This is a genomic window from Flavitalea antarctica (genome assembly GCF_054461535.1).
The window spans coordinates 194,594-221,245 of the sequence record NZ_JBTLQG010000007.1 but is presented as its reverse complement, the minus strand read 5'-3'; the positions used below and the strand labels follow the sequence as shown (position 1 = coordinate 221,245).

General features: G+C 43.6%; 24 protein-coding genes. 9 read left to right on the top strand and 15 right to left on the bottom strand.

Annotated features, from left to right (window positions below; translation table 11 throughout):
* Positions 1-88: 88 nt before the first annotated feature.
* On the bottom strand, positions 89-580 hold the full coding sequence (locus ACX0G7_RS10080; protein WP_458923334.1) for a DinB family protein: 492 nt from the start codon (positions 578-580) through the stop codon (positions 89-91).
* Between ACX0G7_RS10080 and ACX0G7_RS10075 the strand changes: the two genes are divergently transcribed.
* The 3 genes from ACX0G7_RS10075 to ACX0G7_RS10065 all read left to right on the top strand — a co-directional run bounded on the left by ACX0G7_RS10075 (position 579) and on the right by ACX0G7_RS10065 (position 2,154).
* Complete coding sequence (locus ACX0G7_RS10075) at positions 579-701, top strand: hypothetical protein (protein WP_458923333.1); 123 nt, start codon at positions 579-581, stop codon at positions 699-701. The genes ACX0G7_RS10080 and ACX0G7_RS10075 overlap by 2 nt on opposite strands.
* Before the next feature lie 213 nt (positions 702-914).
* Positions 915-1,520, top strand: a complete 606-nt coding sequence (locus ACX0G7_RS10070) for a DUF4142 domain-containing protein (protein WP_458923332.1) — start codon at positions 915-917, stop codon at positions 1,518-1,520.
* A gap of 145 nt (positions 1,521-1,665) precedes the next feature.
* Positions 1,666-2,154: a CinA family protein gene (locus tag ACX0G7_RS10065; RefSeq protein ID WP_458923331.1), complete on the top strand. Its 489-nt coding sequence runs from the start codon at positions 1,666-1,668 to the stop codon at positions 2,152-2,154.
* A 42-nt stretch (positions 2,155-2,196) separates the two neighbouring features.
* Here ACX0G7_RS10065 and ACX0G7_RS10060 read toward each other — a convergent pair whose 3' ends face one another.
* On the bottom strand, positions 2,197-3,606 hold the full coding sequence (locus ACX0G7_RS10060; RefSeq protein WP_458923330.1) for an alpha-L-fucosidase: 1,410 nt from the start codon (positions 3,604-3,606) through the stop codon (positions 2,197-2,199).
* Positions 3,607-3,689: 83 nt separating this feature from the next.
* Here ACX0G7_RS10060 and ACX0G7_RS10055 point away from each other — a divergent pair, with 83 nt between their 5' ends.
* Positions 3,690-4,151, top strand: a complete 462-nt coding sequence (locus ACX0G7_RS10055; protein ID WP_458923329.1) for a DUF1801 domain-containing protein — start codon at positions 3,690-3,692, stop codon at positions 4,149-4,151.
* 109 nt (positions 4,152-4,260) lie between these two features.
* Here the strand turns inward: ACX0G7_RS10055 and ACX0G7_RS10050 are convergent, their stop codons facing one another.
* The 6 genes from ACX0G7_RS10050 to ACX0G7_RS10025 form a co-directional block, all read right to left on the bottom strand.
* Positions 4,261-4,392, bottom strand: a complete 132-nt coding sequence (locus ACX0G7_RS10050) for a hypothetical protein (protein ID WP_458923328.1) — start codon at positions 4,390-4,392, stop codon at positions 4,261-4,263.
* Positions 4,393-5,103: 711 nt separating this feature from the next.
* Positions 5,104-5,508, bottom strand: a complete 405-nt coding sequence (locus ACX0G7_RS10045; RefSeq protein ID WP_458923327.1) for a response regulator — start codon at positions 5,506-5,508, stop codon at positions 5,104-5,106.
* A gap of 3 nt (positions 5,509-5,511) precedes the next feature.
* Entirely contained in the window at positions 5,512-9,993 is a 4,482-nt protein-coding gene (locus ACX0G7_RS10040) for a chemotaxis protein CheB (RefSeq protein WP_458923326.1), read from the bottom strand.
* 29 nt (positions 9,994-10,022) lie between these two features.
* A complete protein-coding gene (locus ACX0G7_RS10035) occupies positions 10,023-11,546 on the bottom strand; it encodes a GAF domain-containing protein (RefSeq protein ID WP_458923325.1) in 1,524 nt (507 codons plus the stop codon).
* Entirely contained in the window at positions 11,524-12,090 is a 567-nt protein-coding gene (locus ACX0G7_RS10030; RefSeq protein WP_458923324.1) for a biliverdin-producing heme oxygenase, read from the bottom strand. Before ACX0G7_RS10030 ends, ACX0G7_RS10035 begins: the two co-directional genes overlap by 23 nt.
* Positions 12,091-12,183: 93 nt before the next feature.
* Positions 12,184-13,113, bottom strand: coding sequence for an alpha/beta hydrolase (locus ACX0G7_RS10025; protein WP_458923323.1), 930 nt, complete (start codon positions 13,111-13,113; stop codon positions 12,184-12,186).
* A gap of 102 nt (positions 13,114-13,215) precedes the next feature.
* On the opposite strand from ACX0G7_RS10025, the gene ACX0G7_RS10020 reads away from it, so the two are divergent.
* The 3 genes from ACX0G7_RS10020 (at position 13,216) to ACX0G7_RS10010 (ending at position 17,875) form a co-directional block, all read left to right on the top strand.
* Positions 13,216-15,057 (top strand): ABC transporter ATP-binding protein, encoded by a 1,842-nt coding sequence (locus ACX0G7_RS10020; RefSeq protein ID WP_458923335.1) that lies wholly within the window; start codon positions 13,216-13,218, stop codon positions 15,055-15,057.
* Positions 15,058-15,197: 140 nt separating this feature from the next.
* Positions 15,198-15,650: a DUF3276 family protein gene (locus ACX0G7_RS10015; RefSeq protein ID WP_458923322.1), complete on the top strand. Its 453-nt coding sequence runs from the start codon at positions 15,198-15,200 to the stop codon at positions 15,648-15,650.
* A gap of 122 nt (positions 15,651-15,772) precedes the next feature.
* The gene (locus tag ACX0G7_RS10010; protein ID WP_458923321.1) at positions 15,773-17,875 is read left to right on the top strand and encodes a zinc-dependent metalloprotease; all 2,103 of its coding nucleotides are present in this window, start codon (positions 15,773-15,775) and stop codon (positions 17,873-17,875) included.
* Positions 17,876-17,947: 72 nt separating this feature from the next.
* Here ACX0G7_RS10010 and ACX0G7_RS10005 read toward each other — a convergent pair whose 3' ends face one another.
* From ACX0G7_RS10005 to ACX0G7_RS09995, 3 genes are all read right to left on the bottom strand, one after another.
* The gene (locus ACX0G7_RS10005; protein WP_458923320.1) at positions 17,948-18,304 is read right to left on the bottom strand and encodes a hypothetical protein; all 357 of its coding nucleotides are present in this window, start codon (positions 18,302-18,304) and stop codon (positions 17,948-17,950) included.
* A 120-nt stretch (positions 18,305-18,424) separates the two neighbouring features.
* The gene (gene pgi / locus ACX0G7_RS10000) at positions 18,425-20,077 is read right to left on the bottom strand and encodes a glucose-6-phosphate isomerase (RefSeq protein WP_458923319.1); all 1,653 of its coding nucleotides are present in this window, start codon (positions 20,075-20,077) and stop codon (positions 18,425-18,427) included.
* 56 nt (positions 20,078-20,133) lie between these two features.
* Complete coding sequence (locus ACX0G7_RS09995; protein ID WP_458923318.1) at positions 20,134-21,189, bottom strand: threonine aldolase family protein; 1,056 nt, start codon at positions 21,187-21,189, stop codon at positions 20,134-20,136.
* A gap of 189 nt (positions 21,190-21,378) precedes the next feature.
* Here ACX0G7_RS09995 and ACX0G7_RS09990 point away from each other — a divergent pair, with 189 nt between their 5' ends.
* Positions 21,379-22,071, top strand: a complete 693-nt coding sequence (locus tag ACX0G7_RS09990; RefSeq protein WP_458923317.1) for an aspartate/glutamate racemase family protein — start codon at positions 21,379-21,381, stop codon at positions 22,069-22,071.
* Between the two features lie 29 nt (positions 22,072-22,100).
* On the opposite strand, the gene ACX0G7_RS09985 is transcribed toward ACX0G7_RS09990, so the two are convergent.
* The 4 genes from ACX0G7_RS09985 to ACX0G7_RS09970 form a co-directional block, all read right to left on the bottom strand.
* The gene (locus ACX0G7_RS09985; protein WP_458923316.1) at positions 22,101-22,898 is read right to left on the bottom strand and encodes a DUF2452 domain-containing protein; all 798 of its coding nucleotides are present in this window, start codon (positions 22,896-22,898) and stop codon (positions 22,101-22,103) included.
* A 145-nt stretch (positions 22,899-23,043) separates the two neighbouring features.
* Positions 23,044-23,349: a YtxH domain-containing protein gene (locus ACX0G7_RS09980; protein ID WP_458923315.1), complete on the bottom strand. Its 306-nt coding sequence runs from the start codon at positions 23,347-23,349 to the stop codon at positions 23,044-23,046.
* Between the two features lie 111 nt (positions 23,350-23,460).
* Positions 23,461-24,888: a T9SS type A sorting domain-containing protein gene (locus ACX0G7_RS09975; protein ID WP_458923314.1), complete on the bottom strand. Its 1,428-nt coding sequence runs from the start codon at positions 24,886-24,888 to the stop codon at positions 23,461-23,463.
* 238 nt (positions 24,889-25,126) lie between these two features.
* Positions 25,127-25,642: a hypothetical protein gene (locus ACX0G7_RS09970; RefSeq protein ID WP_458923313.1), complete on the bottom strand. Its 516-nt coding sequence runs from the start codon at positions 25,640-25,642 to the stop codon at positions 25,127-25,129.
* 97 nt (positions 25,643-25,739) lie between these two features.
* On the opposite strand from ACX0G7_RS09970, the gene ACX0G7_RS09965 reads away from it, so the two are divergent.
* A complete protein-coding gene (locus tag ACX0G7_RS09965; protein ID WP_458923312.1) occupies positions 25,740-26,648 on the top strand; it encodes a YihY/virulence factor BrkB family protein in 909 nt (302 codons plus the stop codon).
* Positions 26,649-26,652 lie beyond the last annotated feature (4 nt).

Sequence of the window (26,652 nt, the reverse complement as noted above, 5' to 3'; positions counted from 1 at the left end):
AGATTAGTTACTCAACAGTACTATGTGATTGTAAAGCTTCCAGGGCGTATAGTCAACTTTCCTACCAATTCATACCCTGAATTTCTTTTTAGTTTGAATTATTGTGGTAAGTGATCATTTTATAGATAAGGCCGATCTGGCCAAGATGATAAATGTCGTGCTCTATCAGTCCGATGACCAACCATTCGTAAGTCATGTTGCCCGACCAGATGCTGCTTAGATACGACTCATCTTTTTTTTCCAGCAGGGCTATCAGTGTATGTTGCGATTCTTCGAGTTGATTTTTAAGAAATGACCATCCGTTTTTTTTCAATACTTCGTTGGCTATCCAGTTGTTTGGAGAATCATCCACCAGTTTAGCGTGTCTGCCGAACTCCAGTCTTTCAATCAATTCCTTACGCCATTCAAGGATATGTGACACCACTTCACCTATACTATGAACATATCCCATTGGTTTGGTCCAGGCATTTTCCTCATTAACCAGTTTCAGCTTTTTTTCCATGTCTTCATCAAGCCAGTTACCACCATAATATGCCTGCTGAAGTTGATGAATATATCGTTTGATCAACATGTTGTGCATGGTTGATAGTTATGTCAATAATATTTTGCCAGGTTACACCTGGTATAAAATTATAGAAAATCAAAACAACATATTAATACCCGTGGTACTGTACCTGGTGGTGGTCGGGCCGGTTCCATAGGAGCAGGTATTGTGTATCGGTATATTGGCTTAACGGGCATTAATTTACTCAAAAAGCGCATCTCGTTTAATGAAAAGGTGTGTTTTTCGTACATCTTGCTCACCATAATAAGCGTTGGGAGCCCCTATAAGACAGGGGCTGGCCTAAAACTTGATTAACCTAAATAGACAAAATTTTGCAGGCCCTTTATTTTAAAAACCTAATATTTAGTATATGAAAAAAGCAACACCACTGTTAATCGCTATTTGTTCCATTTTCTTTGCATGTAATGATGCTGAGCAGACTGACGCTGTCGAGACAGCAGATTCTGCCAACGAAGCAAAAATAGATAGGGCAGAAGATTCAGGGACCACTGCAGCTGGTAATACTGCAACTGCAACGACCACCCTTGACGAAGAAACCGCTGACTTTTTCGTTAAAGCAGCCGACGGAGGTATGGCCGAAGTTGCCGCAGGTAAAATGGCCCAGGAAAAGGCGACAAATCCGAAAGTGAAAGAATTCGCCGGAATGATGGTTACCGATCATACCGGGGCAAATGCAGGTCTGAAAGAACTGGCAGGAAAGAAGAATGTTACATTGCCAGACACTGTTTCAAATGATCACAAAGAAGCTGCGGCTGATCTTGCGAAGAAAACAGGTAAAGACTTTGATAAGGCCTACATGAAAATGCAGGTGGATGACCACGAAAAAACAGTAAATCTTTTTGAAAAAACTTCCAAGAATACCAAGGATACTGAAGTGAAGAGTTTTGTAGATAATACCTTACCTAAATTAAGATCACATCTTGAAGCTGCGAGATCACTTAACAAGTCTTTGTAGTATAACAAGATGAGATTTAATCCTGGATTGAATTAGTTCTTGATATTTTTTGCTTAACACAAAAGGGCCAGGTTTATCCTGGCCTTTTTATGTACTTTTTAGCGACTTATAACTTATAAACTATAACTTAAAAACACGGTCCTCAATGAAACTATTTGATGATGATACACTGACAGCAATCAGGGAAAAATTATTAAAAAAGGGAGAGTCAATTTCAATAGCGGAAAGCGTGACCTGTGGCCTGCTTCAGTTTGCCATGTCCAACACAATGGATACTATAAAGTTTTTCCAGGGAGGCATGACCGTTTACAACGCCAATCAAAAATTTCGACAGTTAAATATAGAACCCAGGCATGCCCTGGCGGTGAACTGCGTTTCTGAGCAGGTTGCTATGGAACTGGCACAGAATATACGAGCCAGGTTTGACAGTGAATATGGAATTGGTATTACGGGATATGCATCTGCCGTGCCGGAGTCCGGGAATAAGTTGTTTGCTTACTTCGCTATTACCTATCAAAACAGGGTCCTGCATTGCCGGAGGATCGATGCTGAACCGATGGAAGGTATCGGGGTTCAATTACATTATGTTAACGAGGTGCTCAAAACCCTTGCTTCGGTCCTCGATGAATCATGAACAGTGCGTGATCATCTTCAACGGGCATATGCTTCGTAATGATTATTTTTCGCGGTAAATTCCGATCTCAGTGATAGCAGGTTGATGCGTGAACTCCTGTATAGACAACCTGATCCTGCTTCCTGTGACCTCCGGGAACCGGTGAAACTTGAATCTCCTTGGATTATCACCGGTTAGCAAAGGCGACCATTTGCCATTGTTGTAATATTCAATTTTATACCGTCGTATGTCGGCGGACTTCTCCGCGATTGTAATCATATTGAATCGTTCGGGTTTCATAAGATCAATTTCGATCCATGGCTGTTTGACAGTAGCATTAGAAATCCATGCCGATTTGAAATCATCATCATTTGCAAAATCCATTATGTTCATATCATCACTCCAGCTTGAATTGGATGGTTTGTTCAAGGCAAGGTTAGATGAAATCACTGGTGCGTCCAGCGGCGGCAGCTTTGTCAACGGGCCCTCGTTTTTCCAGGTTGCGCCAATCTGTTTAAGAGCAGTTAATGCATTTTCATCAATCCGGCCGTCACGGTTGGGAGCCACATTCAGAATAAAATTGCAGCTTGCTTCATTTAGTGGGATAAGCGTTTCCTTTACGAGCTTCTCAGGATCCTTGACCGGCCTGGATGGAAAGTCTGTTTTCCAGAACCATGATCCGTTTATAGGCAGACATGCAAGGGAAGGCATAGGTGATGATTCTTTAGCGAGTTTTTGACCGGCACCCATCTCATAGGTTTTGATATCAGTATAGTACATGCCTTCGCCGGGATATTTTGCACCATTGAGATCCATCAGCAAACATTCCGGCTGAAGCGATTTAACAAGCAGGTAAATTTCTTCAAACGGGATTTCATCATAGGAAATTCTTGACCAGGGAGCATCCCAGCCGTCAATGATCAATGCTTCAATTTTGCCATAACGGGTCAGTAACTCAGTGATCTGAGCCTTTACCATATCAACATGTTTTTTTGTAATGTGGTGCGGGCGGAGCTTGTGATGTGTATCCAGTATCGAATAATATAACATGACTTTTAGCCCGTTGTCACGAAAAGCCTTTACATAATCTGCCACGATATCCTTTTTATATGGACTCTTCATTACGCTGTAATCAGTGGTCTTTGTATCCCAGATACAAAAGCCGCTGTGGTGTTTTGTAGTAAGACAACCATAGGTCATGTTTGCCGACTTAGCAGCTTTTGCCCACTGATCACAATCCACGCTCGTTGGCGCAAAAGTAGACGCAGGGGCCTCCGGGTCGGCCCAGTCATGGTCCATATAAGTGGGAATATTATAATGAATAAACATCCCGAACCGATAGTCAATAAACTTTTGCTGCAGCGGTGCGAGTGTCTCAGCAGAAGGTTTTGCTGAGGTCTGCCCCCGGGCAATGAAACAGCTGCTGATTGAGGAGATCCAAAACAGGAAAATAACAAGTGACTTCGCTTTCATTGTATGTCAATCTTTACAGTTGCAAGATATGATGAAAGCTTTTGCCTTTGACATTTCGTATTTTAGAATCTTAAACACGATTTATGTTGAGTTCTGCAGCAACACCGCTTGAATATCTTGAAGCATGCCCTGAACATCATAAGCAGGGACTAACAAGTTTAAGGAATGTGATCGTCTCAAATCTTCCACCAGGTTTTACTGAGGGCATTGCCAATGGTATGATTGGCTATGCAGTTCCGCATGATCTATATCCGCCGGGATACCATGTTAACCCAAAACTGCCATTGCCTTTCCTTGCCATTGCTTCGCAGAAAAATTTCATAGCCCTATACCATATGGGACTGTATGCCAATGAAAAATTGTTGGACTGGTTTGTAACAAATTACCCGGCGCATTCTACAACGAAGCTCGATATGGGCAAGAGCTGCATAAGATTTAAGAGGCCTGAAACCATCCCCCTGAAACTCATCGGTGAGCTTGTTTCAAAAATGAGTGTTAATGAATGGGTGAGTCTATATGAGAGAACACTTGATAAGAAAGGATGACGCGTCTACTGTTACGTGCATGGGAAAAACCGCTGCTAAAGCGGTAAGGTCTGCAACAAGTGCAGCAATTTGTTATGGGCAAACAATTTAGTGTAAGAAGACTTTGTTATTAAGGCTGATTTCGTTTTACAGGTAAGTTACGTTCCTGTTTCTTACGAACCACCACAGCGGGCTTAAGTGTCGGATATCCTTTCTTTAGAACCTGTACAGTGTCTTTCAGCAGTTGGATTACAGTTTTCACAGTTTGACTTATTTAATTTGTGCTAATAGTGCTGTCTTGATTTAAGCCGGGTAGTGATCATTCTGATCATTGATAATTCGCTCATTTTAAACGATAAATCAATACCTGGTTTAGATTGTAAAATAGGCATTAAATAGCATCATCCGGGGATCTTTCTGGTTTTTAAAAGATGATTTAAGTTTTCTTTTGGTTTTCCCGAAGGGTCGGAAGTCTTTTAATGATTGGAATGGTTTTCCAGGCTTGAATTCGTGTCATGATTTAAGATAAGTGGCTGGTTCTTGATTGTTCAAAGGATGTGCTGGTTTTTAAAAGGATCTGTTGGTTTACTTAGGGTTGGCAGGTTTCACTTAGGGTTGGTTGGTTTCACATAGGGTTGGCGGGTTTTACTTAGGGTTGGCAGGTTTCACTTAGAGTTGGTTGGTTTTACTTAGGGTTGGTTGGTTTTACCTAGGGTTGAATTAAGGGCTTTCAAAGGATTCGATCAGTGATGTTCAGGGTGGGTCGTTTTCAAAGGATTGGACTGATTGTGCTTGTTTCGTACTGTGATATAAAGATGAAAAAAAAATATCGCGATGCAGAACTTATTCGCTGAACGGCCCTGATTCATCGATTTTTGGAGAATAAACCGCGGAAAGGCTGGGAAAATGGGATGAAATTGATGGAGGTCTGTAACAAAATGGCTGCCTGGCACAGCACCAGGCAGCGATATTTTCATTGTTTTTTCGGAATTATCTCGAGGAACGTTGTAATCATATCCGCATATTCATCAAAGGAAGAAGGTTTGGTGAATACCATAGCCGCACCAAGGTTGGTGCATTCTGTCAATAACTTATTATCGCAATACGTAGAGAAAATAACAACCGGTATGTGTTGGTATTTATCATTTTTCTTCAACGCATCAAGCGTTTGAAGCCCGTTTAACTTTGGCATATTGTGATCCAGTACAATCAGGTCGGGCAAACGTTCGCCATCCAGTGTTAATAGGAAACTCAGTAGTTCCTGGCCGTTTTCAACACTGCCGGCCAACTGTACCTGCTGGTTGTCTGAAAGTATTTCCTGGAACATCTCCCGGTCATCGATATCATCATCGGCGAGCAAAACGGTCTTAGGTTGCATTGTCTAATTTTTATGGTATGCCTTTATTTCCTGTGTAACGGGCAAAATTATGACAAATCGGGCGCCAAAGCCTTCTTCGCTCTCCGCTTTGATGAGTCCATCATGTTTCTCAATGATCTTTTGGGTTATTGATAGCCCAATGCCGGTTCCTTCGTATTTATCTTTCGAATGCAGCCGCTGAAAAAGATTGAATATTTCACCAGCGAAGTTCTGATCAAAGCCAATCCCATTGTCCTGGCAAATAATCTTCAGAAAATTTCCGCTTTCATCGCCGGCGGCTTCAAAGTCCATCCCGGCAACCTTCTGTCCGCAAATATAAATTTCCGGGCTTGCATCTGGTCTGGAAAATTTAAGTGCGTTGCTGATAAGGTTGTGAAATACCTGCCTGATCTGGCCAGGGATAACTTCTATTGCCGGCAAATTTTCATAGGTAATAACAGCAGCCTTTTCTTTAATGGTGATGTCGAAATCTTCCAGCGTTTCAGCGAGCAGGCGACCAAGATCAGTTACCTGGAATTTATTATCCGATGCAGATAACCTCGAATAATTGAGGATATCAGTTATTAAGAGTTTCATCCTGCCCGAGGCATGAATAATCTTATTCAGGTAATTAGATGCCGGCGCACTTAACTCGTTGCTGTATTTGTCTGCAAGCAATTTAGTAAACATCTGAATTTTGCGCACAGGTTCCTGCAGATCATGAGACGCAACTGAAGCAAACTGCAACAGATCATGATTGCTTACCTCAAGAGCCTGGTTAAGCTCGTTCAACTTCCTGGTTCTTTCTTTGACTTTATTTTCAAGCAGCTCATTCATTACCTTATGCTCATGTATGTCACTGATTGTGATAACCACATCGATAAGATTATTGTCCTCGTCCTTAGAGACCTTTGATCTCAGAATATTCCACCTGAAATCACCGTTCCTGTGTTTCAAACGCAATTCATGACTAAAATCTGTTTTATCCTGCAGGCTTTGCGTGAGCTTTGAGACCAGGGGGTCAAGGTCCTGCGGCCGGATAAGTTTTTTCCACCCATCTCCAAGCGCTTCCTTATAACTGACGCCGGTATAAACCTCAAATTGCCGGTTTATAAAATTTAATTGCCCATGCTGGTCGGCAATCCAGACGATCAGTGGCATTGATTCCGCCAGGAATTTTCTTTGAGCAATTGAACTCGCTACCTGTTGTTCGGCTTGCTTGAGTTCAGTCACATCAAACATCGACCCAAGCATTCTGAACGGGGTACCAAACTCATCATGTAATACATACCCACGATCAAGTATATGCGCATAAGTTCCGTTTTCCCGCAGGAAACGGTATTCACAACTCCATTGCGTTTTGTCAGTATTTATAACCTGGTGTATACTTGCGTTGACCTGCTCACGGTCATCGGGGTGTATCTTATCAAGCCAGAACCTGCGATCGGTTTCCGGAGATGTCTGGCTGTAACCAAACAATTTATAAAAGGTTTCGCCCCACCAGGTGGTGTTGTTTACAAAGTCCCAGTCCCATAAGGCATCGTTCGTCGCCCTTGCCACAAGCCTGAACCGCTCTTCACTTGTCGCGAGCGCCCTTGTTCGTTCAATTACCTTGTTTTCAAGATCTTCATTTGCCTTTTTGAGATTATCCTTCACGGAGATAAGCTCGACATAATTTTTCCGGATTTTTTCCTCGGTAAGTTTTTTTGCAGTTATGTCAGTGAACGTGGCAACTATTCCATCCATCATTTTAGCGGACATCAGGTTGTACCATTTACCGGTAGAACGGATGTAGATGTCTGTGTTCAGCCTGGTATCTTTGTTAACTATTTCGGCAAAGACTTCGATAAGACCCTCATCTGCCAAAACCGGTATGTCTTTTTTGAGTGACAATGTTTCTCCAACGCGTTCGGCCGGTAAAAAAAGCTCTGCCGCATGATTTGCAGTAGACAGTTCGAAGTCGACGATGCTGTTCTGTTCTCTCTTAGCCGCAAAAGCGAGGATCATACTCGGATTTGCATTTAATACCGTCCTGATAATATTGTTCAGGTTGGTGATCACCGTGATATCTACAAAAGAAATAATAAGGCCGCTATTTACCTTTTCCCTTGTGAGATAAGGCATTATCCTCATCAGGATATTTTTGCCGTTAGAAAGGCTAACCTCTTTCTCAACGACTTCATTGGTACGAAGCACCTTCTCCAGGTCGCTCATAAACCCATCATACCGGATATTATTAGAGATATGAAATATCGGTCGCCCGATATCAGATTCAATAAAATTGATAGTCGTAGCCGAGGCAGTATTAAATTTTCGGATACGCAATGTTTTGTCAAGAAAAACCTGCCCGATATCGACGCTTCTGAAATAGTTGTTTAGATCGTCATTCAACTCAACCAGCTCCTTTATCTTGATCTGGTGTTCCGTGTTCAGGGTGTGTAACTCCTCATTCAGGCTTTGCAGTTCTTCGTTACTCGATTGCAACTCTTCATTAGCAGATAATAACTCTTCGTTACTCGACTGTAATTCCTCGTTTGTTGTTTCGAGGTCTTCAATCGCAAACTGAAGGTGACCCTTGACTTCGCTTAACTCGGCTTCCAGGGACTTTACGTAGTCACTGGTTACATCATCCCGCTGCAATTCCACCTGAGGAAGCGATGGGTCAGCCCGCACAATCTCTGTCTCCGTAATAACGATTAATGTATAGGGGGTAGCCGGCTTTATCAGCACATGCCAGGAATATATCAGGTCCTCTTTCCTGTATTTAATATTTTTAAGGTTAACTGTTTTATTTTCTTTTACAGACTTCTTGATTTCCGCACTGAGCATCAGGTACAGTTCGGTGGGTACCATTGACAACAGGTTCAGTTGCAGGTGCTTTTTCGGTAAGGTGAGAAACTTGCCATAACTACCGGCAGAATCCATGATGTTGAAAGATGCGTCTATGTGAAAGGCGGCAAAGTTGAGGTCTTCGTTTAAAGCTTCTTTCAGATCATCCCAAAGCCCTTTACGTGCAGGCTCGGGAGGTCTTGGGGAATATCTTGCATCCGTTTTGCTTATTCTTCGCTCACCTAACTCCGGCAGGTAATTAGAGCTTATTCTTGTTTCCCTGGTCTTCCTGTAAATTTTCCACTTCGTGTTTACATCTACTACATGCTCCCTGATCAATGCCGAATTTTCGCTTGATCCCAGGAAAAGATATTTGTCAATAGTAACTGCATACAACAGAACAGAAAGCACTTTTTGTTGCAACAATGGACTCATGTAAATGAGCATGTTCCGGCATGACACGAGGTCGTTATTTATAAACGGCGGATCCTTCAGCACGTTATGACGTGCGAACACAATCTGTTTCCGGATTGATGGAACTATCTGATACTGGTTGTCTTTCCGTAAGAAGTATTTTTTTAAAACATCCCTGGGTACATCCTTTTCGATAGCGGCCGGGTAACAGGCTCTTGCGGCAAATTCAATGCTCGCCTGATCTATATCCGTGGCAAAGATCTTTACTTCCAGCTGTTTGTTTTGCTCAGTCAGGATGTTGTCGATTAATATAGCGATGGAGTATGCTTCCTCACCGGTACTACAGGCGCAGATCCAGATTTTCAGCGTTTCACCGGCGGGTTTATCAGCGATCACCTTTGAGAGCACTTCTTTGCCGAGCACATCATATGCGTCGTTGTCCCGGAAAAACTTCGTGACACCTATCAGGAATTCCTTACCAAGTTGCCTGCATTCTTCGGGATCGGTTCTCAGCCGCTCAAGGTACTCATCGATGTTTTTGATATCTACCTGGATCATCCGGCGGACAATGCGCCTGCTGATCGTTGGCAACTTGTAATAATGAAAGTCGTTTCCTGCCTCCTCATGAATGAGGGTGAATATTTCATCGAGCTTTGACTCGTCGATAGACTCCATCTGAAGATGAGAAGGCTCCTGCAGATAGTTCAGGATCTCTTCCGGCATATCCTTCGGGCGCAATATGAAGTCTGCATTGCCCGATTGTATGGCGCTATTGGGCATGCCATTAAACTTTGCAGTTTCCGGATCCTGTACGATTATCATACCTCCGGCTTTTTTAATCATTTCAATGCCTTTCGTACCATCAGAGCCGGTACCGGAAAGTATCACAGCTATAGCCCGATGTTTTTTGTCTTTTGCCAGTGAAAAGAGAAAAAAGTCTATTGCAGTGTTGGGGGAATAGTTGGTTTTTTTTGCCTCAAGAACCAATCGGTTCTTTTCTATTGTCATCAGTTTATTGTTCGGAATTACGTAGATGCAATTTTTTTGAAGCATCATATTTTCTCCTGCCTCAACTACCTGCATGTGGGTATGGCGGGACACAAGGTCAACCAACAGGCTCTTGTAATCCGGAGACAAATGCTGGATAATGATAAAAGAAACATCCGGTCGCCCCGGCATGTGATCAAAAAATTCATGGATAGCCTCAAGCCCTCCGGCAGAAGCTCCGATTGCAACTATGCAATGTTCGTTTGTTGAGATCATTTTGCTACCAGACTTGTCAGGCCTTTTAGTTATTTAGTTGTAGTTAAAACATAATCTGATATAAAATTTTTCATCGTACGTGCCAGTTCGATCTCTTCACGTTTCCAGGGCATTGATATTCCAGTAACCTGCTCACGCCAAAGCTTAAACGAAAACCTTGGATGATAGGTCTTCATATCACTTTCAAAATTTATCCTGGTTGAAGGATCGCCACCCCAGTTATTTACCTGTATGATTTCCTGGCGAAACAATATCACAAACTCTCCTTCCGAAGCATTAACAGGAATAACAAGCAAGCCGCTCCCGACTTCCTTGTATGCAATTGCACTGTCATATTGCTCGCTAAGACTGTCAGTGAAATAGACATCTGAAACCTGTTTTGCATTCAACCAGAGCAACAAGTCGTCCAATTCGTCGTCACCGGGTGTACGTCCCGCTTTGATCAATCCGGACTTTTGTGCGATTACCGCACCACCTGCTTCAAACAATTGCATGATGTTGGGCCTGCCATTAAGAAATGTTCCGGTCATGTTGCCGGAACGGAAAACTTCTTCCAATATCCGGCTATACTGATCTTTCAAACGGTTATTGATCACCAGGTTGTGATTGTTACTAAGAGCGCTGATTTTTGCTGAGATAATACCAGACAATAGTTCAAACATTGCACAGACCTTATAGCTCATGGGTTTTACCGACTTATGATGGCAGGCAATAAGACCCCAGAGTTTATTGCCCTCGAGTATCCTTGTGGACATCGAAGCGACAACATTCATATTTTTCAGGTATTCAATATGCACGGCGCTTACGCCACGGATGTTACAATCAGACAGGTCAATAAACGATCCGGTCACCGGGTTCATCACCGGAAATAGCTTGACCGGTTTGTAATTCCTGTCGGGAATGAAACGGTAAGGATTTTTCAGGTAAAGATCCCTTGCCTGCTTTGGAATATCCGAAGCCGGAAAAGTGAAATCCTTATAAGATTCCATGTCCGGTTCTTTCTCTTCGGCGAGTACGTTACCGTTCCATTCTTCGTCAAACCGGTATACCATCACCTTATCAAAGCCAGAAGCTTTTTTTAGTTCAGCTGCCGTGATAGCAGCGGCGTCCTCAACAGTTGTTGATGTTTCGATGGCTGAGATTGCTGCCTTCAGTTCCTGGTATACATCAATGAATGAATAACTCCCGAGCTCCCTGGTGGAATCAAAATTTATTTCAAGAATATAGTAAGCCCCTGTGTTATGAAGTATGGCCAGGAAGTTGGATTCCCCGATCCGGAGAACGAAGGGCGTTTTCCCCGTCATTGAGTCTGCGGACCTCTCCTTTAACATGGAAATCTGCGGAGCTGAAACATAATCAGACAAAGGGGAATTGATCATCTTTTCAGCCTCTACGCCAGACACCTTGTCAATATTAACACTGGCCTGCAGGATGTTTAAAGTGTCGCTGGCAAAAATTAATACAGCACCGTAGGGTTGTATTACGTTTATCAGGTGTATGGGCAGGCTTCCACAAAATGCGGAATCATATTTACCTGTGTTTGTATCCGTCATAATTGGAAATCCAGTTGTTTAAAGTGCGGAAAGTTTCATTGGCGCCCTCAATGATTTCTTTTTTTTCATTTTCATCGAACGGCTGATCAAGTTTTTTTTTGAAGTTGTTCCAGTTGGCCAGCGTTTCCTCACCGTAAGGATTATAAAAGCTGAATCCCCCGGTTGAGTCTGACTCAATTTGCTTTGATAACATTTTTGTGATGATCTGGCCGCCGAGCGTGGAACCCTCGATGACATATAACACCCCTAACGCATTTGCAGCAGAATGGATATCCGGTAAGCCCGGCGCTTTTTTGCCTGATAACTGATATCCGGCATCCAGTTCATTTATATCCTTTACAATATTTGCGGAGGGTGAGTGACTGGGTCCTTCAGGTAGAAATGGAGCGAGTCGTTCTTCAAGAGGCTCATAAAAGCCGTGCATAAAATCCAACAGGTTCACATATTCATCCCTTGAAGAAATCTTTTTCAGATGAGGTATCATTTTTCTTTCAAGATCCGTATGCGCTTCAGCCGTATACTCTTTCAATTCTTTTGAAAACATCTATCTCATTTTAATCACCAATCAGGCCACTGGAACACCGATGACGCAGCTGGCAAAGATACTACTTATGTAAAAACACTCAACTCCTGACACCTAAGGTTTTGAAGAGGGCATTGAATTAAAAAATTCTTTATACAAAAACACAGCTGCGAAGTCGGCTGCCTGCCTCCACCTTTTCCGTGCAACAGGCCCTGCATATATCGGGTTGAAATGGCGCTGTAGCTCATGTCCTTTTCCCTGGAAAATTTTTATCGCGTTTGGAATTTTCAGTTTTTCTGCCTGCCTGTGAATTATTGTACTTCCGTACATAGGTGTTTCCCCATAATTAATTGGCACGACACGATCTTTTGATCCATGTACACTAACAATAGGAACCCGTGCATTTTGCAACCATGTCGTATCATAAATTGCGCCCCAGAAGTTAACCACAGACAGCACGCCCCTGGGATTGTGAAAAATCTGATCAGGCACTGGATGGGAGGCATCGATGAGATGTTTCATTTCAGCCTGGCTACTGTAAACTGACTGAAGGGCGATCATTCCGCCCGCTGAATGTCCCGCAAGAATTATCGCATTTGTGTCTACGCCCAGCTTCACTGCATTTTGCTTCAGGTACAGGATAGCCTGATCAACATCTGAAACTGCTTCTGCACAGCCTTCAACAAGATCATTGAACCTGTTGAGCGGTTTCTTTTTACTCAACCTGTAATTAACGGCGACACATACATAACCCATACGGGCGAAGTGCTTTCCCCATATTTTCATCCTGCTATTGTTTTTCGATCCGAATTTAAAACCGCCTCCGTGCATCAGTACTATTGCCGGGCGGTTCAGGGCAGAATCCTTAGCCGGTGTGTACAAATCAAGGTGATAACGTTTTCTTCTTTCCGCGCCGGGTTGACCATAATAGATATTTTTCTCTTTTGAAACGGCCGGAAAAACAAGGTTCCGGTATCTGTGATCCTGGGCGGCCACTGGCAACATGTACCAGCAAAATAAAAGCGACAGCGTAAATTTTCTCATATAATTGATTAATATACGCATAGCTGCACAAAATTGTTTTCAATGCCGGATTGAGCCGAATTCCGATCTGGACGAGATTGCCTAAATTCGCAAAAAAAAAAGCTGAAACATCTTTCTGTTCTAAACAAGTACTTCTGGAAATACAGGTATCGCTTCGGATTCGGAATATTATTCATCGTACTTTCTAATTACTTCGCAATCCTGGCCCCGCAGATTACCGGTTATATTTTTAATATGATCCAGGAATATGTGGAAGGTGATAGTTCCAATCTCCGGACCAGCAACTATGACCCCCTGGTGGATGTTTTTATCAAGGAGTTGAACGGGCATAACCTGAGTTTTGCACAACGTCTCGGATTTTTCGGAGCTGCAATCCTCATATTCGCACTTCTCAGTGGATTCTTCCTTTTCCTGATGCGCCAGACCATTATCGTAATGAGCAGACACATCGAGTTTGATCAGAAAAATGAAGTGTTTGCGCATTATCTGACACTGGATGCAAACTTCTATAAAACACACAGTACAGGTGACCTCATGAGCAGGATTGCTGAAGATGTGAGCAGGGTGAGAATGTATACCGGCCCGGCAATCATGTATCTTGTAAACCTTGTGTTCAGGATATCTTTCTGTCTTTTTTACATGTTTAAGAAAGATGCCCTTCTAACGCTTTATGTGCTCAGCCCGTTACCCATCCTGGCAATCACGATATATGTCGTAAATAATATTATCAATAAAAAAAGCGAGAACATCCAGGCCAAGCTCGCCGATCTTACCACAAATGCCCAGGAGTCATATTCCGGGATCCGTGTGATAAAATCTTTTGTGCAGGAAAAAGCCATGTTCAGGTTTTTTAACATCAACAGTGAGGATTATAAGCGGAGCGCAATCGGCCTGGCCGGGGTGGAGTCGATCTATTTTCCGACCATGACCCTGTTAATAGGCCTGAGTACTTTGCTGACAATCATGATCGGGGGGTTATATGCTGCGAATGATTCTTCCGGAGAGTACGTAAGTACGATTGTGGAATTTGTGATGTACATAAACCTGCTCACTTTCCCGGTAAGCGCCATCGGGTGGACGGCCAGCATGATACAAAGGGGTGCCGCTTCACAAAAACGACTCAATGAGTTTTTACAGACGGAACCAGTCATAAAAGAGCCGGTAAAACCCGTTATGTCGCCGGTTGCCGGCGATATTCACTTCGATAATGTAAACTTCACCTATCCTAATACGGGCATCCATGCGCTTCAGGATTTCAACCTCTATGTCAGGAAAGGGCAGAAAATTGCCATTATCGGTCATACCGGCGCGGGCAAAACGACAATAGCACAATTACTGCTTCGGATGTACGATCCCGGTAGCGGAAGTGTAAAAATCAACGGCGTTCCGGTAAACCAGTTTCCGTTGAAACAACTGAGAAACCGGATCAGCTATGTTCCGCAGGACGTGTTCCTTTTCAGTGACACAGTAGCCAATAACATCAGGTTTGGAAAACCAGACGCGGGCATGGACGAAGTAAAAGCGGCTGCTTCGAATGCCTATGTGGATAAGGAGATCATGAGTTTCAGTAAGCAATACGACACCATGGTCGGGGAAAGGGGAGTAACACTGAGCGGCGGTCAGAAGCAAAGGATCTCTATTGCCAGGGCCCTGATAGGTAGTCCGGAGTTCGTTCTTTTTGACGATTGCCTTAGTGCCGTTGATGCAAAAACTGAAAAGGAAATTCTGACGAATCTGAACCGGTTCCTCGAAAACAAAACAGCCATAATCATCACCCATAGGATTTTTACCCTGCTTGATTTTGATAAGGTAATTGTGCTTGAAGACGGCAAAATAGTGGAGGAGGGAACACATGACGAATTAATTGCACGTAACGGATATTACACATTCCTGTATAATCAACAAAGACACGAGCAGGAAAATGTTGAGGTAGAAAACGGATAGCAACTATTCTTTTGTGTTAGTCAATGTATTAAGTATCGGAAAAACTTTTAAGGAAATTTTGTCGATTCAAAAACAATATTATATTTGTAACTACTATTTTGTGAGACAGATTATTCCTAACTGTAAAAAAAAATCTAAAAGTGGCGTACGACAATAATGAAAAAAGAATGGAAAGCGTTTACAGTAAGCGCATCAGGGCTGGAAAAAGAAGAACTTACTTCTTTGATGTAAGAGCAACCCGTGGAAACGATTATTACATTACCATTACTGAGAGCCGTAAGAAGTTCAATGAGAATGGGTACGACAGGCACAAAATTTTTCTTTACAAGGAAGACTTTAATAAGTTTTTGAAGGCATTGACCGAGGCAGTGGATTATGTGAAAACAGACCTCATGCCTGACTTTGATTTCGACGCTTATAACCACGACCAGGTTGAAGGTGGAGAAATAGAAGGGGAATACAACTCTGAAAGCGTTGAAAGGGTAGTTGAGCCCGAAGTTGCAACGGTTGCGATAGCAGCAGCAGCGCCGGTTGTTGTAATTACTGCCGCGGTTGAAAACACCAGCGCTTCCGAAGAAGTTGATAAGTGGTAATACGTATAATTAAGATATTTAAGCTCCTGTAAATCAGGAGCTTTTTTTTTGCTCCGAATCGCAAGCTTAATAATAAGTAATCTGATGTAAACGTTAATGGGTGTCTAATATCCAATAAACCCATGAAACGCCGTTTTGCCCTGTTTATAATAGCCTGTCTTACCTATGCTCAGGTGGTAGCTCAAACCTGTGGCTCCGACGTTTTCCTTGAGCAGCAACTGAATTCAAACAGCCAACTCCGTGAAATTTCTGAACAGAACCAACAAGTTGTTGCCAAACTTGTGCAGCAACAAAAAGCAGCATCTTTGATTGGCTCTTATTATGGTATGCAGGCGGCTATTTACACAATTCCCGTTGTGGTTCATATAATTCATACCGGCGGAGTAGAGGGATCAATCCACAACCCATCTACGGCTGATATTCAAGGAGCAATCGCCTATCTCAACAGTGTTTTTGATGGCTCAATACCGGGAGGGGAAGGGGTTGGTGATATCGGGATCAGGTTTGAACTCGCCACCAGGGATCCTTCCAATAACGCGACGACGGGAATCAATCGTGTCAACCTCAGTTCAGATCCGACTTATGTAAATTACGGAGTGAGATTACAGACAGCCAATGGCCTCAGTGATGCCTACCTGAAAAGCCTCGTTAGGTGGAGCCCGGATTTGTATTACAACTTATACATTGTGAACAGGATTGACGGAAACGATGGAGCTTGCTGTAGTGCGTTTGTGGCAGGCTATGCGCAGTACCCCGGAGTGTTCACCAATACAGATGGCGCGGTGATGCTTGCAAGGGTTATGAAACCGAACCAGAAAACGCTGCCGCACGAAATTGGTCATGCGCTCGGACTCGCACACCCCTTCGAGGGATGGAGACCAGGACAGTCCGGCAACCCGGATACCTGCGCTTCGACATTACCTGGCAGCTGCTCAACTACGGGTGACTATATCTGCGACACCGATCCGATCACCCAGCCGAACTTCGTTGCCAGAACAGGAGTTAATCCCTGTACAGGCGGTTTATACAGTATCAATACTGAGCATAATTTTATGAACTATACGGACCGATTCACATTGTTTACCGCGGACCAAAAAGCCAGGATGATGGCCTTTATGACTTTGCCGTGGAGGGCCAGTCTGGCATCGTCCTGGGCGACTTCAGCCTCTTATCCTTACAGTTTCACTAACCCGGTGCCCATCTGCCCCTCGGCATCTTCAGTGGCAGGTATGAATACTTTTGACGCCGGCCTGGTCGGTTTCCGGGTTGAAGACCGGGCATTTTCGTCAGGGCTGACCGCTACCGATCCCGGATATGTGAATAAATCAGGAAGCCCGCTGCACCTTATCCCGTTAAGTCATGCTGCATCCTATTCACTCAGCGCCGATGTTTTTAGCCAGTATTATAAACAACAATTGGCCATCTACGTCGATTATAACAACAATGGCGGATTTGAAGACGGCGAGAGAATCGTTTATGCTGATGAAATAGCCGCGCCCGGTGCTTCAATCACCCGACTCACAACCAGTTTCACGGTCCCAGGTACGGCAGTCGCAAACACAGTTCTGCGCATGCGCGTTATTAATGAGGAGACTTCCATTTATGGTAACCTGATCACCAGCGGTTGTTATCAACCGGTGTACGGCCAGACGGAAGATTTTCCGGTGTTCATTGCCGGAGTTCTGCCGGTGGATTACAAGTATTTCAAAGGCCGCAAAGCGGGCGATGATGTTCTGATTGAATGGGGTATCCCACTATCGACCGGTTCCAGGACATTCGAAATTGAGCGTTCTGACAATGGTAGTGCATTTGAAAAAATTGGTAATGTGGTTTCCCTTCCAAATAGGCGGGATTATTCATATAGCGACAAAAATGCAAAGCTGCCGTTGTATTTCTACCGGTTAAAACAAATCGATCGGGGAGGAGAGGCCAAATACAGTTCCACAATTATCATCCGCAACAACCAGGAGCCGAACTCACACCTGGTCAGGGTAACCAACCCTTTCAAAGATGTTATAGACGTAGCTTTTGCAGAAGTGTATTCCGGGACGGTAACCCTGGAATTGATGGATGTAAATGGCCGGAGAATCACATTCAGGCAAATACCGCCGGGTCAGAAGTCTTTTAAAATGGATGTAAGTAATCATCATCTGGCGCCCGGACTGTATATGTTGAAATTGCAGGCAGGTGAAAAAACAGTGACAAAGAAAATCATCAGACAATAAATCGCAACAGTATTTAAAAGCGAAAGCCCTCGTGAGAGGGCTTGCGCATATATTCATTCGGTTGTAAAATTATCAATTAGATTTTCCGGTTTCCTCGTCTTTTTTAACTGCTACCGATCTGTTCATTTCAGCAAGTGCGGGAGTCAATACTTCGGGTGCTGATTTGAAATTTTTCCCTGGCTGCGGATGTACACATTTCTGGATGGATGGCGTCAATCCGCAAGCTTTGTAAAAATCATTCATTACCTGTTGGGACTGATTGAAAGCTGTATCAGTAGCCATCTTTTTTTTGATCCCTGTAACAATCTCAAGTCTTAAAGATTCCGCGAAACTATTTTCTTTACTATCTGTACTTTTTTCAGTTGAAGTTTGTGAGAAAGCGATCGAACCGGAAAATGTAAACAATAGAACGGGAATCAATTTTCGCATGCGCTTAAGAGATTTTGTTTTGAAATGGTTGTTGTATACTGAGGGTGGATATCGGGTGGCAGGAAACCTGTGTCTTTGCCGGAAAATTTAAATTAAGGAATTATTCTTTTAATTGATTGATTATTTTCTTAATCTCTTGAAAAAATTTATGAGATTATTGGTAGAATCGTCGTGAGCGTTAATAGGTTCATCTGATACCAGTTCGGGTAAGATCCTGTTCGCCAACTGCTTGCCTAACTCCACACCCCATTGATCAAAGCTGTAGATGTTCCATATAACACCCTGCACGAAAATCTTCTGTTCGTAGAGAGCAATCATCCTGCCAAGTGTGAACGGATCGATCAATTTTACCATGATTGAATTTGTTGGCCGGTTCCCGGGGAAGGATTTAAATGGAGCAATTTTTTTTATCTCATCCGGCGTTTTGCCCGCGGCCTGTAATTCAGTCAGTACCTCGCCTTCCGTCTTGCCATTCATCAAAGCTTCGGTCTGAGCGAAAAAGTTGGAAAGAAGCTTGATATGATGATCTCCATTTGGATTATGACTGATGGCAGGGGCTATAAAATCGCAGGGGATGATTAAAGTTCCCTGGTGAATCAGTTGGTAAAATGCGTGTTGACCGTTAGTTCCAGGTTCGCCCCAGATCACCGGACCGGTAGCGTAATTCACCGCTTTTCCGTCCCGGCCGACACTTTTCCCATTACTTTCCATATTTCCCTGTTGGAAGTAGGCCGCAAAACGGTTCAGGTACTGATCATAAGGAAGTATAGCCTCCGTTTGGGAACCGAAAAAGTTGGTATACCACAAGCCCACCAATGCCATGATCACTGGAATATTTTTTTCAAACGGAGCATTGCGGAAATGATTATCTGAGTAATGCGCCCCTTTGAGAAGATCTTCAAAATTGTCATAACCGATTGTTAGCGCAATCGAAAGACCAATAGCGCTCCACAAAGAGTACCGGCCGCCCACCCAGTCCCAGAACTCAAACATATTTGACCGATCGATGCCAAATTTCACCACATCTTTTTCATTGGTCGATAACGCTGCAAAATGAAGGGCGATATTTTTTTCGTCTTTCGCAGCTTCAAGAAACCATGTCCTGGCTGTCTGTGCGTTGGTCATCGTTTCCTGGGTGGTAAACGTTTTTGAAGCAATCAGGAAAAGTGTTTCGTCCGGAGTCACTTTTTTCAGGGCTTCTGCTATGTGCGTGGCATCAACATTTGATACGAAGTAGGCTTGTATGCCACCTACCCAATAAGGTCTGAGCGCTTCAGTGACCATCAGCGGACCAAGATCACTTCCGCCAATCCCTATGTTAACGATGTACTTTATCTTTTTACCTGTATATCCCTTCCATTCTCCGCTATGCACTTTGTCGCAGAAAGTTTTCATCTGCTGCTGAACTTGCCTGACCGATGGCATGATGTCACTGCCATCGAGCATTACTGCATTGCCAGAAAAGTCCCGCAGCGCAGTATGTAACACTGCACGACCCTCAGTTACATTGATTGCTGCTCCGGTAAACTGGTCTTCAATAGCATCTTTCAATTTGCATTCTTCTGCAAGTGCCAGTAACAACTTCATCGTTTCAGCCGTCACCAGGTTTTTCGAATAGTCAAAAACCAGGTCATTGTCCTCAATGCTGAAATCAGCGAAACGTTGTTTATTTTCCCTGAACAGTTGCCTGACCCTTGTTGATTCAATTTCGGATTTATGGGCCTGCAATTTCTTCCAGGCAACTGTTGTGGTTGGATTAATAGTATTGAGCATAAGAAATATTGAGATCTGAATAATTTATGGTGATGTCCTGGAACAGGACTTATGATTTAAATGTCCATTTTTTGTGTGGGGCGCAAAGCAGACACATCATGCATTGAATCCAGGGCCTGAATAATATGTTCAACATCTGCAGCACTGACGTCAAGGTGGAAAACCATACGGATCTGGGTGGGAGAAATGGCAAGACAACTGATGTTCTGCTCTGCCAGCTGTTGTACCAGCCATTTTGGATTGATGCCCTCAGTTACTTCGAAGATCACAATATTGGTCTCAACCGGAAGTACACCTTTTACAAACTCTTTACCTGTAAGAAGCTTACCCACCCTGGCCGCGTGTTGATGGTCAACTTGTAACCGGTCAATATGATGCCTGAGTGCATACACTCCGCTTGCAGCCATAAATCCTGCCTGGCGCATTCCGCCCCCGAATACTTTTCTTATCCGTCTTGCTTTTTTTATGAATTGATGATCACCGATAAGTATGCTTCCGATGGGGCACCCGAGCCCCTTATTCAGACAAACAGAGATTGAATGAAACAGTTTACCATACGACTTTGCTGACTGCCCGGTCGCGACCAGCGCATTAAAAAGTCGGGCACCATCCAGATGAAGCATAAGATGATTGGCATCACAGGTTTCGCGTATGGATCCGATCTCTGACAAATCATAACAGCTGCCACCGCCCCTGTTTGAAGTGTTTTCGATACAAACCAGTGAGGTATGTGCCTTATGTACATCATCGGGATTGATCGCTTCCTGTACCATTGCCGCTGTGAAACGGCCACGATCACCATTGAGCAGCCTGGTCTGAGCTCCGGAATTAAAGGCAATACCGCCACCTTCATATTGATATACATGGGCGGTACGGTCACAGATAACTTCATCACCCGGATGGGTATGCGCTTTTATCGCTATCTGGTTACTCATGGTACCAGTAGGGCAGTACAAAGCCGATTCCATTCCAAACATTTCTGCTGCCATGGATTCGATTTCATTCACAGTAGGATCTTCTCCAAACACATCATCTCCCACTTTCGCCTTCGTCATAAATTCGAGCATGGCGGGCGTCGGTTTCGTAACCGTATCAGAACGCAAATCAATCATAATGACTTCTTGATAAGGGTGAAAATTAGCACAAATATTAATTCCATTTATCTTTGGCCTCATAATAAGCTAAAGATGGATCTTCACTGACACGGATATGACAAATCCGCTAATGACCAAGAGTCCATGAGTTCCGAAATTCATGAACAGCTTCTCAGCCGGCGATCCATTAATATTCAAAACAATCAGATGATGAAAACAATCGGTATTATCGGAGGCATCTCATGGTTATCTTCAGTGGATTATTACAGGATCATCAATGAACAAATCAATCATAGACTGAAAGGATTACATGCCGGGAAGATTATTCTGTACTCAGTGAATTATGGTGAGATCAAAGCGCTGACCGACCAGAACGACTGGGTGGGTATTACAACCATCATCTGCGACGCCGCTATTAAGCTGGAAGCAGCAGGGGCCGATTGCCTGATCATTGGGGCAAACACCATGCACCGGATCGCGCCCGAGGTGCAGCAGGCCGTAAAAATTCCCCTGCTTCATATCGCTGAAGCAACGGGTGCAGCCATTAGCCGGAAGGGTTTGAAGAAAGTAGGGCTGCTGGGAACAAAATATACCATGGAGCTCGATTTTTTCAAGGAGAAATTAACGTCGTTGGGAATAAATACACTCATTCCTGATCTCTTCGACAGAGATCTGATACACGCGGCAATTTATAATGAGCTTGGAAAAGGATTGTTATTGCCTGAAACAAAATCTATGTTGCTGACAGTAATGGAAGAATTAAGGAACAACGGTGCAGAAGGGATAATTCTTGGCTGTACAGAAATTCCTTTGCTGATTACACAGGAAGATTTTGAGTTACCGCTGTTCGATACGACCTTGTTACATGCCAGCTCAGCAGTGGAATTTGCGCTAAGCTGAGATTGGTGCATGCAAATGGCCGGACGATCTCAGGGAACCTCCACCCATGTATGATCGGCCAGCAACTTCACTTTGGCAACAAAACTTTTGAACGGCCCGTTTCCATTACCCCATTCCCTTGGACTTATCATCGAAACCTGGTGTTCGTTGTTTTGCTTTTCGTATAAATAATAAACCTGGCCAATAACGGGCGAGAAACTCAGCTTTGCGTTATAGATCAACATTGATAATTCCTTACGGCTAACAATCTCCCGGGCCTGAACCGCAAGCAGTTCGATCTGTTTACGGATCTGGTCCATCTGCATGTTCGTCTGTTCCTCCATGGCTGTAAGGGCCTTGTGCCTGATCATACCCTCTTCTGTGGGCCTGATAACAGCACCGGAAACTGAAGCCGCATAGGGTAATACACTTAATTGCTTATGATAGACCTCCACATTTGTGTAAGGCAGTTTTTCTTTGGTAAACCCCTTCTGCCTTATCTTCAACATACCATTTGGAGTAATGGTATGCAATACTTCAAGAATTTCCTCCTTATGGTTATAAAAACAGAACCTTAGATTGCTGCTGTCTTCAATAGTAACTTTTACTTCGTCCGCGAGCTGTGTGTCTTCGAAGGGATGAAGTTCACCATCTGGGGTGATGGTGAATTCTGAATTAAAGGCATCATTCTCCAGGGATACCCAGGTATGTAATACGGTAAGTTGTTTTCCATTACCTGAATCCCAAATTTTATAATAACCTGATTTTGGACGGTGCCCTGATTCATATTCGCCCTTTTCAGGGAACAATTGCCAGGAAGCTAAAAAATTGTAAGCATTTAGGATCATTCAGCCATTCATTTTGTTGTTAGACAAAGATCAGTATCAAAGTGTTTGAAGCTTTCAAAAGATTGTGATCTGAGGTATTTTATACACAAAAAAAGGGATCGTCATTTAAAATGACGACCCCCTCGTTTGATCCCGTGAGCTATTATTAGTTTGAATGAAGATGTTGCTTCAGGTTACTGGCACCGGATCGGGCAGCCTGTATCAGGTCAAGAACGCGTCTCCGGACGTCTTCCTGTAAACCCTGAACTTCATTTTGGAAAATGTTGTTAAGTTCTTCAAGTTCCTGTGCTCCTGTATGTTTGAAGCGCCTTACGCGGTTCTTGATGTCATCAGCCTTCTGATTTATTTTCCTTCTCGTTTCTTCTCCGCTTTCAGGTGCATTTAATACCCCTATAGCTAAACCGGCGGCAAAACCGGCAAGTGTTCCGATTAAGATTTTTTGTATACTCATATTCTGGCTTTTTTGAACTGTTTAAAACTTATGTTTTTCAATAACCTTGCCAGATTGAAGTTTGAATAAAGGCTGTGCTGCTGATAGTGTTTAAGTATATAGTTTTGGTAGCTATTGCTTCACGATCGTAATGCCTTTAACTTCTGGGTCACCATCATAAACCACATGATAATTTCCTTTTGTAAATCGCGTAAGATCAATCCTGCTTTTATCGCCATCCGCCGCTAACTGGGTCATCAGAATTCCCAGGGCATTGTATAATTTAATAGTCCCGCCGGCTGATCTCCCAGGATGTGAAATGAAAACATAACCCGAAGCGGGATTTGGAAAAGCAGAGACCGTGATTGTCTCCGGTCCAAAGCCGTTGACAGTTACCACAGGACTATATTTTGATTTGCCGTCGATGTCAAGCATCTTAAGCCGGAAATAACTGTTCTTTTTGTTGCCATTTGTGGTGAACGTGTATTGTTTTGGCCTGTTCGAATTTCCGGCTGCATCAACGGTTCCTATCGCCGTGAATGAACTACCATCTGAACTTCTTTCAACAATAAACTTGTCACTGTTGCTTTCTGACTCAGTGTTCCAGTTTAACTGGATATTATTCCCTGCAGTTTTCCCTGTAAACGACTTTAGTATTGTAGGAAGAACGAGGTTAACATTGAACGCATTATTATTGTAAGCTACGAAACCGACATCAGAGCTGCCGCTAAGTGTAATTTTGAAATATGCAATTCTTGAAATATTGGTGGCATTTATTCCGAACACTCCGAAATCACCCGTCCATAAACGGAGTGCACGCTCCGTTTTTGTAAAGCCCGCACCTAATGACATAGGGTTTAAGCTGGCTTCATAAAAGTCGGCAACCCACGTTCCTACCGCTGGAATATTGCTAAGGATAATGTCAACATGGTTTCCGATGCGATTACCGTTGATGTCGGTGAACTCATAGCGGTCAAATTCTCCGCCCGAAGGATCTGCAGTTTGTGTTATGATGATATCCGGAACATTATCATTTATGGCCGCAAGCTGAATATTGCTGATTGCAAATGAAAGAGAGCCGGCGGGAAGATTTGCCACGCAAGTTCCGATATTCAATCCCTTGATCCCATCGGTAAGATAGAAGGGTATATTGTTGGTCGGGGATGGATTGCTCTTGCCATTCGTAACACCATCGTATTGTTCACCGAGCCCTATTTTTGTGTTTCCGGTGACGCTTCCCGTAATAGTGCTCACCGGCAGTGCACGATAGTCGCCAGCAACAAACTGATCTCCATGGGAAACAAGGCTTGCATCATTCACTCCGGTTGAATAGCGTACACCACTGTGTGAAAATGCCAGGAGGTTATGGCTGTTATCCGGTTTGACCGGGTTTATTGCCCCGGCACCTGATTTCCAGTAGCCGTTGAAATCAGTAATGATCTCGGTGATCCGGTAGTGCGATTGAGAATAAACGGTGTTTGAAAAAAAATCCATTATAAAGATCAGGCAGGGGAGGATTGACCGGATGCTTAGCAGCCTGTTAAGCAAAGTTTCACTCACATATTGAGCTTTTATTTGGGGCTTCACAGATTTCATAAAGTACAGACTCATATTCAGGTTACAGATACATGATGTTTACAAGCATTATGCCCTCTTGTAACCTTATGAATGTGAATCACTTATGATTACAGATCGCTGTCCCTCTTTCCAACTTTAAGATTCGGGTTCCCGCTTCGGGAAGTTACCGGGCAAAAAAAGAGCGGCAACCATGCCGCTCTATATCTTCCTTCTGATAATCTTAATCCGGTCTGCTGTATTGGTTATTTTCTTCATCTTCTTCTCCTCTCTTTTCATCAGCATCGTCCAGCTCTGCACCGGGCACATCAAGGTCTTCCCCGAACCGGTTAGCACCTGAACTTTTTTCATTAAGCTCTTCATTATCGTCATCCTGCTCATCAAGCCGCATGTTCCGCTCATTTTTGTATGGTTCGTCACCAGGCTGGGCAGCTGACTTACGAAGCGACCTTTCCCTGTCAGCGGCGAAAGCTTCATTGTTATCCCGATCCTCATCAACTCCAGGTCCGGTATTGATTTCACTGAGTAATTCTTCAGCCTCTTCGTCAGCGGAACTGATGGTTACATCCTGCATTTCTTTCATATCCGGCACCCTGATGTGTTCCTGTCCGGGAATATCCTGCACCTCTGGCATATCCATAATCACAATCTCCGGCTTAAGTTTTTCCTGGTCCTCTTTTGAATCTGGCAGATCGGTGTTCCTGGTATCGGTCTTTTTATCGGACATTACATTTGTCATATGTTTAATTTTACTTTAGCCTTAAAATAAACATGCCCGCTTATTTGGGTAGAAATAACCACGGACGGCTGGTTCACAATAATTTAAGCACAGGCTAATGGATTCAGAAACATACACCCGATTGGGAGAGAATAAATTCAAGCTTCTGTTGAAAACCATGCGGATGGCATTCACGGGTTTCCGGGACAATGATCCCCTGCGACTATCCGGTGCAACTGCATTTTTCGCAACATTTGCATTGCCGCCTATACTGATCATTCTTACCCAGACCCTGGGATTTATATTCGAACCAACAGACATAAATGAAAGCCTCGCTGAACACCTGCGGGCATTTTTTGGGAAGGATAGTGTTTCGATGATTATGCAGACCCTTAAGGGATTCCGGGAACTGGCCGTTAACTGGTTTATAGCTATTGGTGGCTTTATTTTCCTTCTGTTTGTAGCGACCACGTTATTTAAAATAATACGGGACTCTATTCACCAGCTATGGAAGATTAAATCAGAGGGACGCAAAAACGTAAGAAAATTAATTCCACGCCTTAAATCCATGGCACTTATCCTGCTTACCGGCCTTTTGTTTATAGCGGGTCTACTGGCGGAAGCCCTGCAAGCTGTACTGAATCCATATATAAAAAGCCTTTGGTCAAACGCAGGAACAGCAGTCATCATCGCAATAAATCAGGTGATATCCCTGTTTATCGTGACCGTCTGGTTCAGCGTGCTTTTTCGGTTATTGCCTGAAGGAAAACCAAAATGGAAAGTGGCAATAACCGGTGGCTTGTTTACCGGGGTGCTCTTTACGATCGGCAAACTTGTATTAGGATCCCTGCTGGGACTCAGCAGGATTAAGAATATATATGGGGCAGCAGGATCTTTTGTACTTGTCCTGCTGTTCGTATTTTATGTATCGATGATCTTTTATTATGGCGCGATGTTTACCTATTACTGGGCAGCGAATACGGGTAACGGTATCGATCCGGGAAAATTTGGGAAAAGCAGTGAATAGATAC

Coding starts and splice junctions, on each gene's coding strand:
- ACX0G7_RS10060 (WP_458923330.1), bottom strand. CDS start 3,606: ATGAAAGCGAAGTCACTTGTTATTTTCCTGTTTTGGATCTCCTCAATC.
- ACX0G7_RS10045 (WP_458923327.1), bottom strand. CDS start 5,508: ATGCAACCTAAGACCGTTTTGCTCGCCGATGATGATATCGATGACCGG.
- ACX0G7_RS10010 (WP_458923321.1), top strand. CDS start 15,773: ATGAAACGCCGTTTTGCCCTGTTTATAATAGCCTGTCTTACCTATGCT.
- ACX0G7_RS09995 (WP_458923318.1), bottom strand. CDS start 21,189: ATGATTGATTTGCGTTCTGATACGGTTACGAAACCGACGCCCGCCATG.
- ACX0G7_RS09985 (WP_458923316.1), bottom strand. CDS start 22,898: ATGATCCTAAATGCTTACAATTTTTTAGCTTCCTGGCAATTGTTCCCT.
- ACX0G7_RS10055 (WP_458923329.1), top strand. CDS start 3,690: ATGTTGAGTTCTGCAGCAACACCGCTTGAATATCTTGAAGCATGCCCT.
- ACX0G7_RS09965 (WP_458923312.1), top strand. CDS start 25,740: ATGGATTCAGAAACATACACCCGATTGGGAGAGAATAAATTCAAGCTT.
- ACX0G7_RS09970 (WP_458923313.1), bottom strand. CDS start 25,642: ATGACAAATGTAATGTCCGATAAAAAGACCGATACCAGGAACACCGAT.
- ACX0G7_RS10005 (WP_458923320.1), bottom strand. CDS start 18,304: ATGCGAAAATTGATTCCCGTTCTATTGTTTACATTTTCCGGTTCGATC.
- ACX0G7_RS09990 (WP_458923317.1), top strand. CDS start 21,379: ATGATGAAAACAATCGGTATTATCGGAGGCATCTCATGGTTATCTTCA.
- ACX0G7_RS10030 (WP_458923324.1), bottom strand. CDS start 12,090: ATGTTTTCAAAAGAATTGAAAGAGTATACGGCTGAAGCGCATACGGAT.
- ACX0G7_RS10025 (WP_458923323.1), bottom strand. CDS start 13,113: ATGAGAAAATTTACGCTGTCGCTTTTATTTTGCTGGTACATGTTGCCA.
- ACX0G7_RS10035 (WP_458923325.1), bottom strand. CDS start 11,546: ATGACGGATACAAACACAGGTAAATATGATTCCGCATTTTGTGGAAGC.
- pgi (WP_458923319.1), bottom strand. CDS start 20,077: ATGCTCAATACTATTAATCCAACCACAACAGTTGCCTGGAAGAAATTG.
- ACX0G7_RS10040 (WP_458923326.1), bottom strand. CDS start 9,993: ATGATCTCAACAAACGAACATTGCATAGTTGCAATCGGAGCTTCTGCC.
- ACX0G7_RS10075 (WP_458923333.1), top strand. CDS start 579: ATGGTTGATAGTTATGTCAATAATATTTTGCCAGGTTACACCTGGTAT.
- ACX0G7_RS09980 (WP_458923315.1), bottom strand. CDS start 23,349: ATGAGTATACAAAAAATCTTAATCGGAACACTTGCCGGTTTTGCCGCC.
- ACX0G7_RS10080 (WP_458923334.1), bottom strand. CDS start 580: ATGCACAACATGTTGATCAAACGATATATTCATCAACTTCAGCAGGCA.
- ACX0G7_RS10065 (WP_458923331.1), top strand. CDS start 1,666: ATGAAACTATTTGATGATGATACACTGACAGCAATCAGGGAAAAATTA.
- ACX0G7_RS10070 (WP_458923332.1), top strand. CDS start 915: ATGAAAAAAGCAACACCACTGTTAATCGCTATTTGTTCCATTTTCTTT.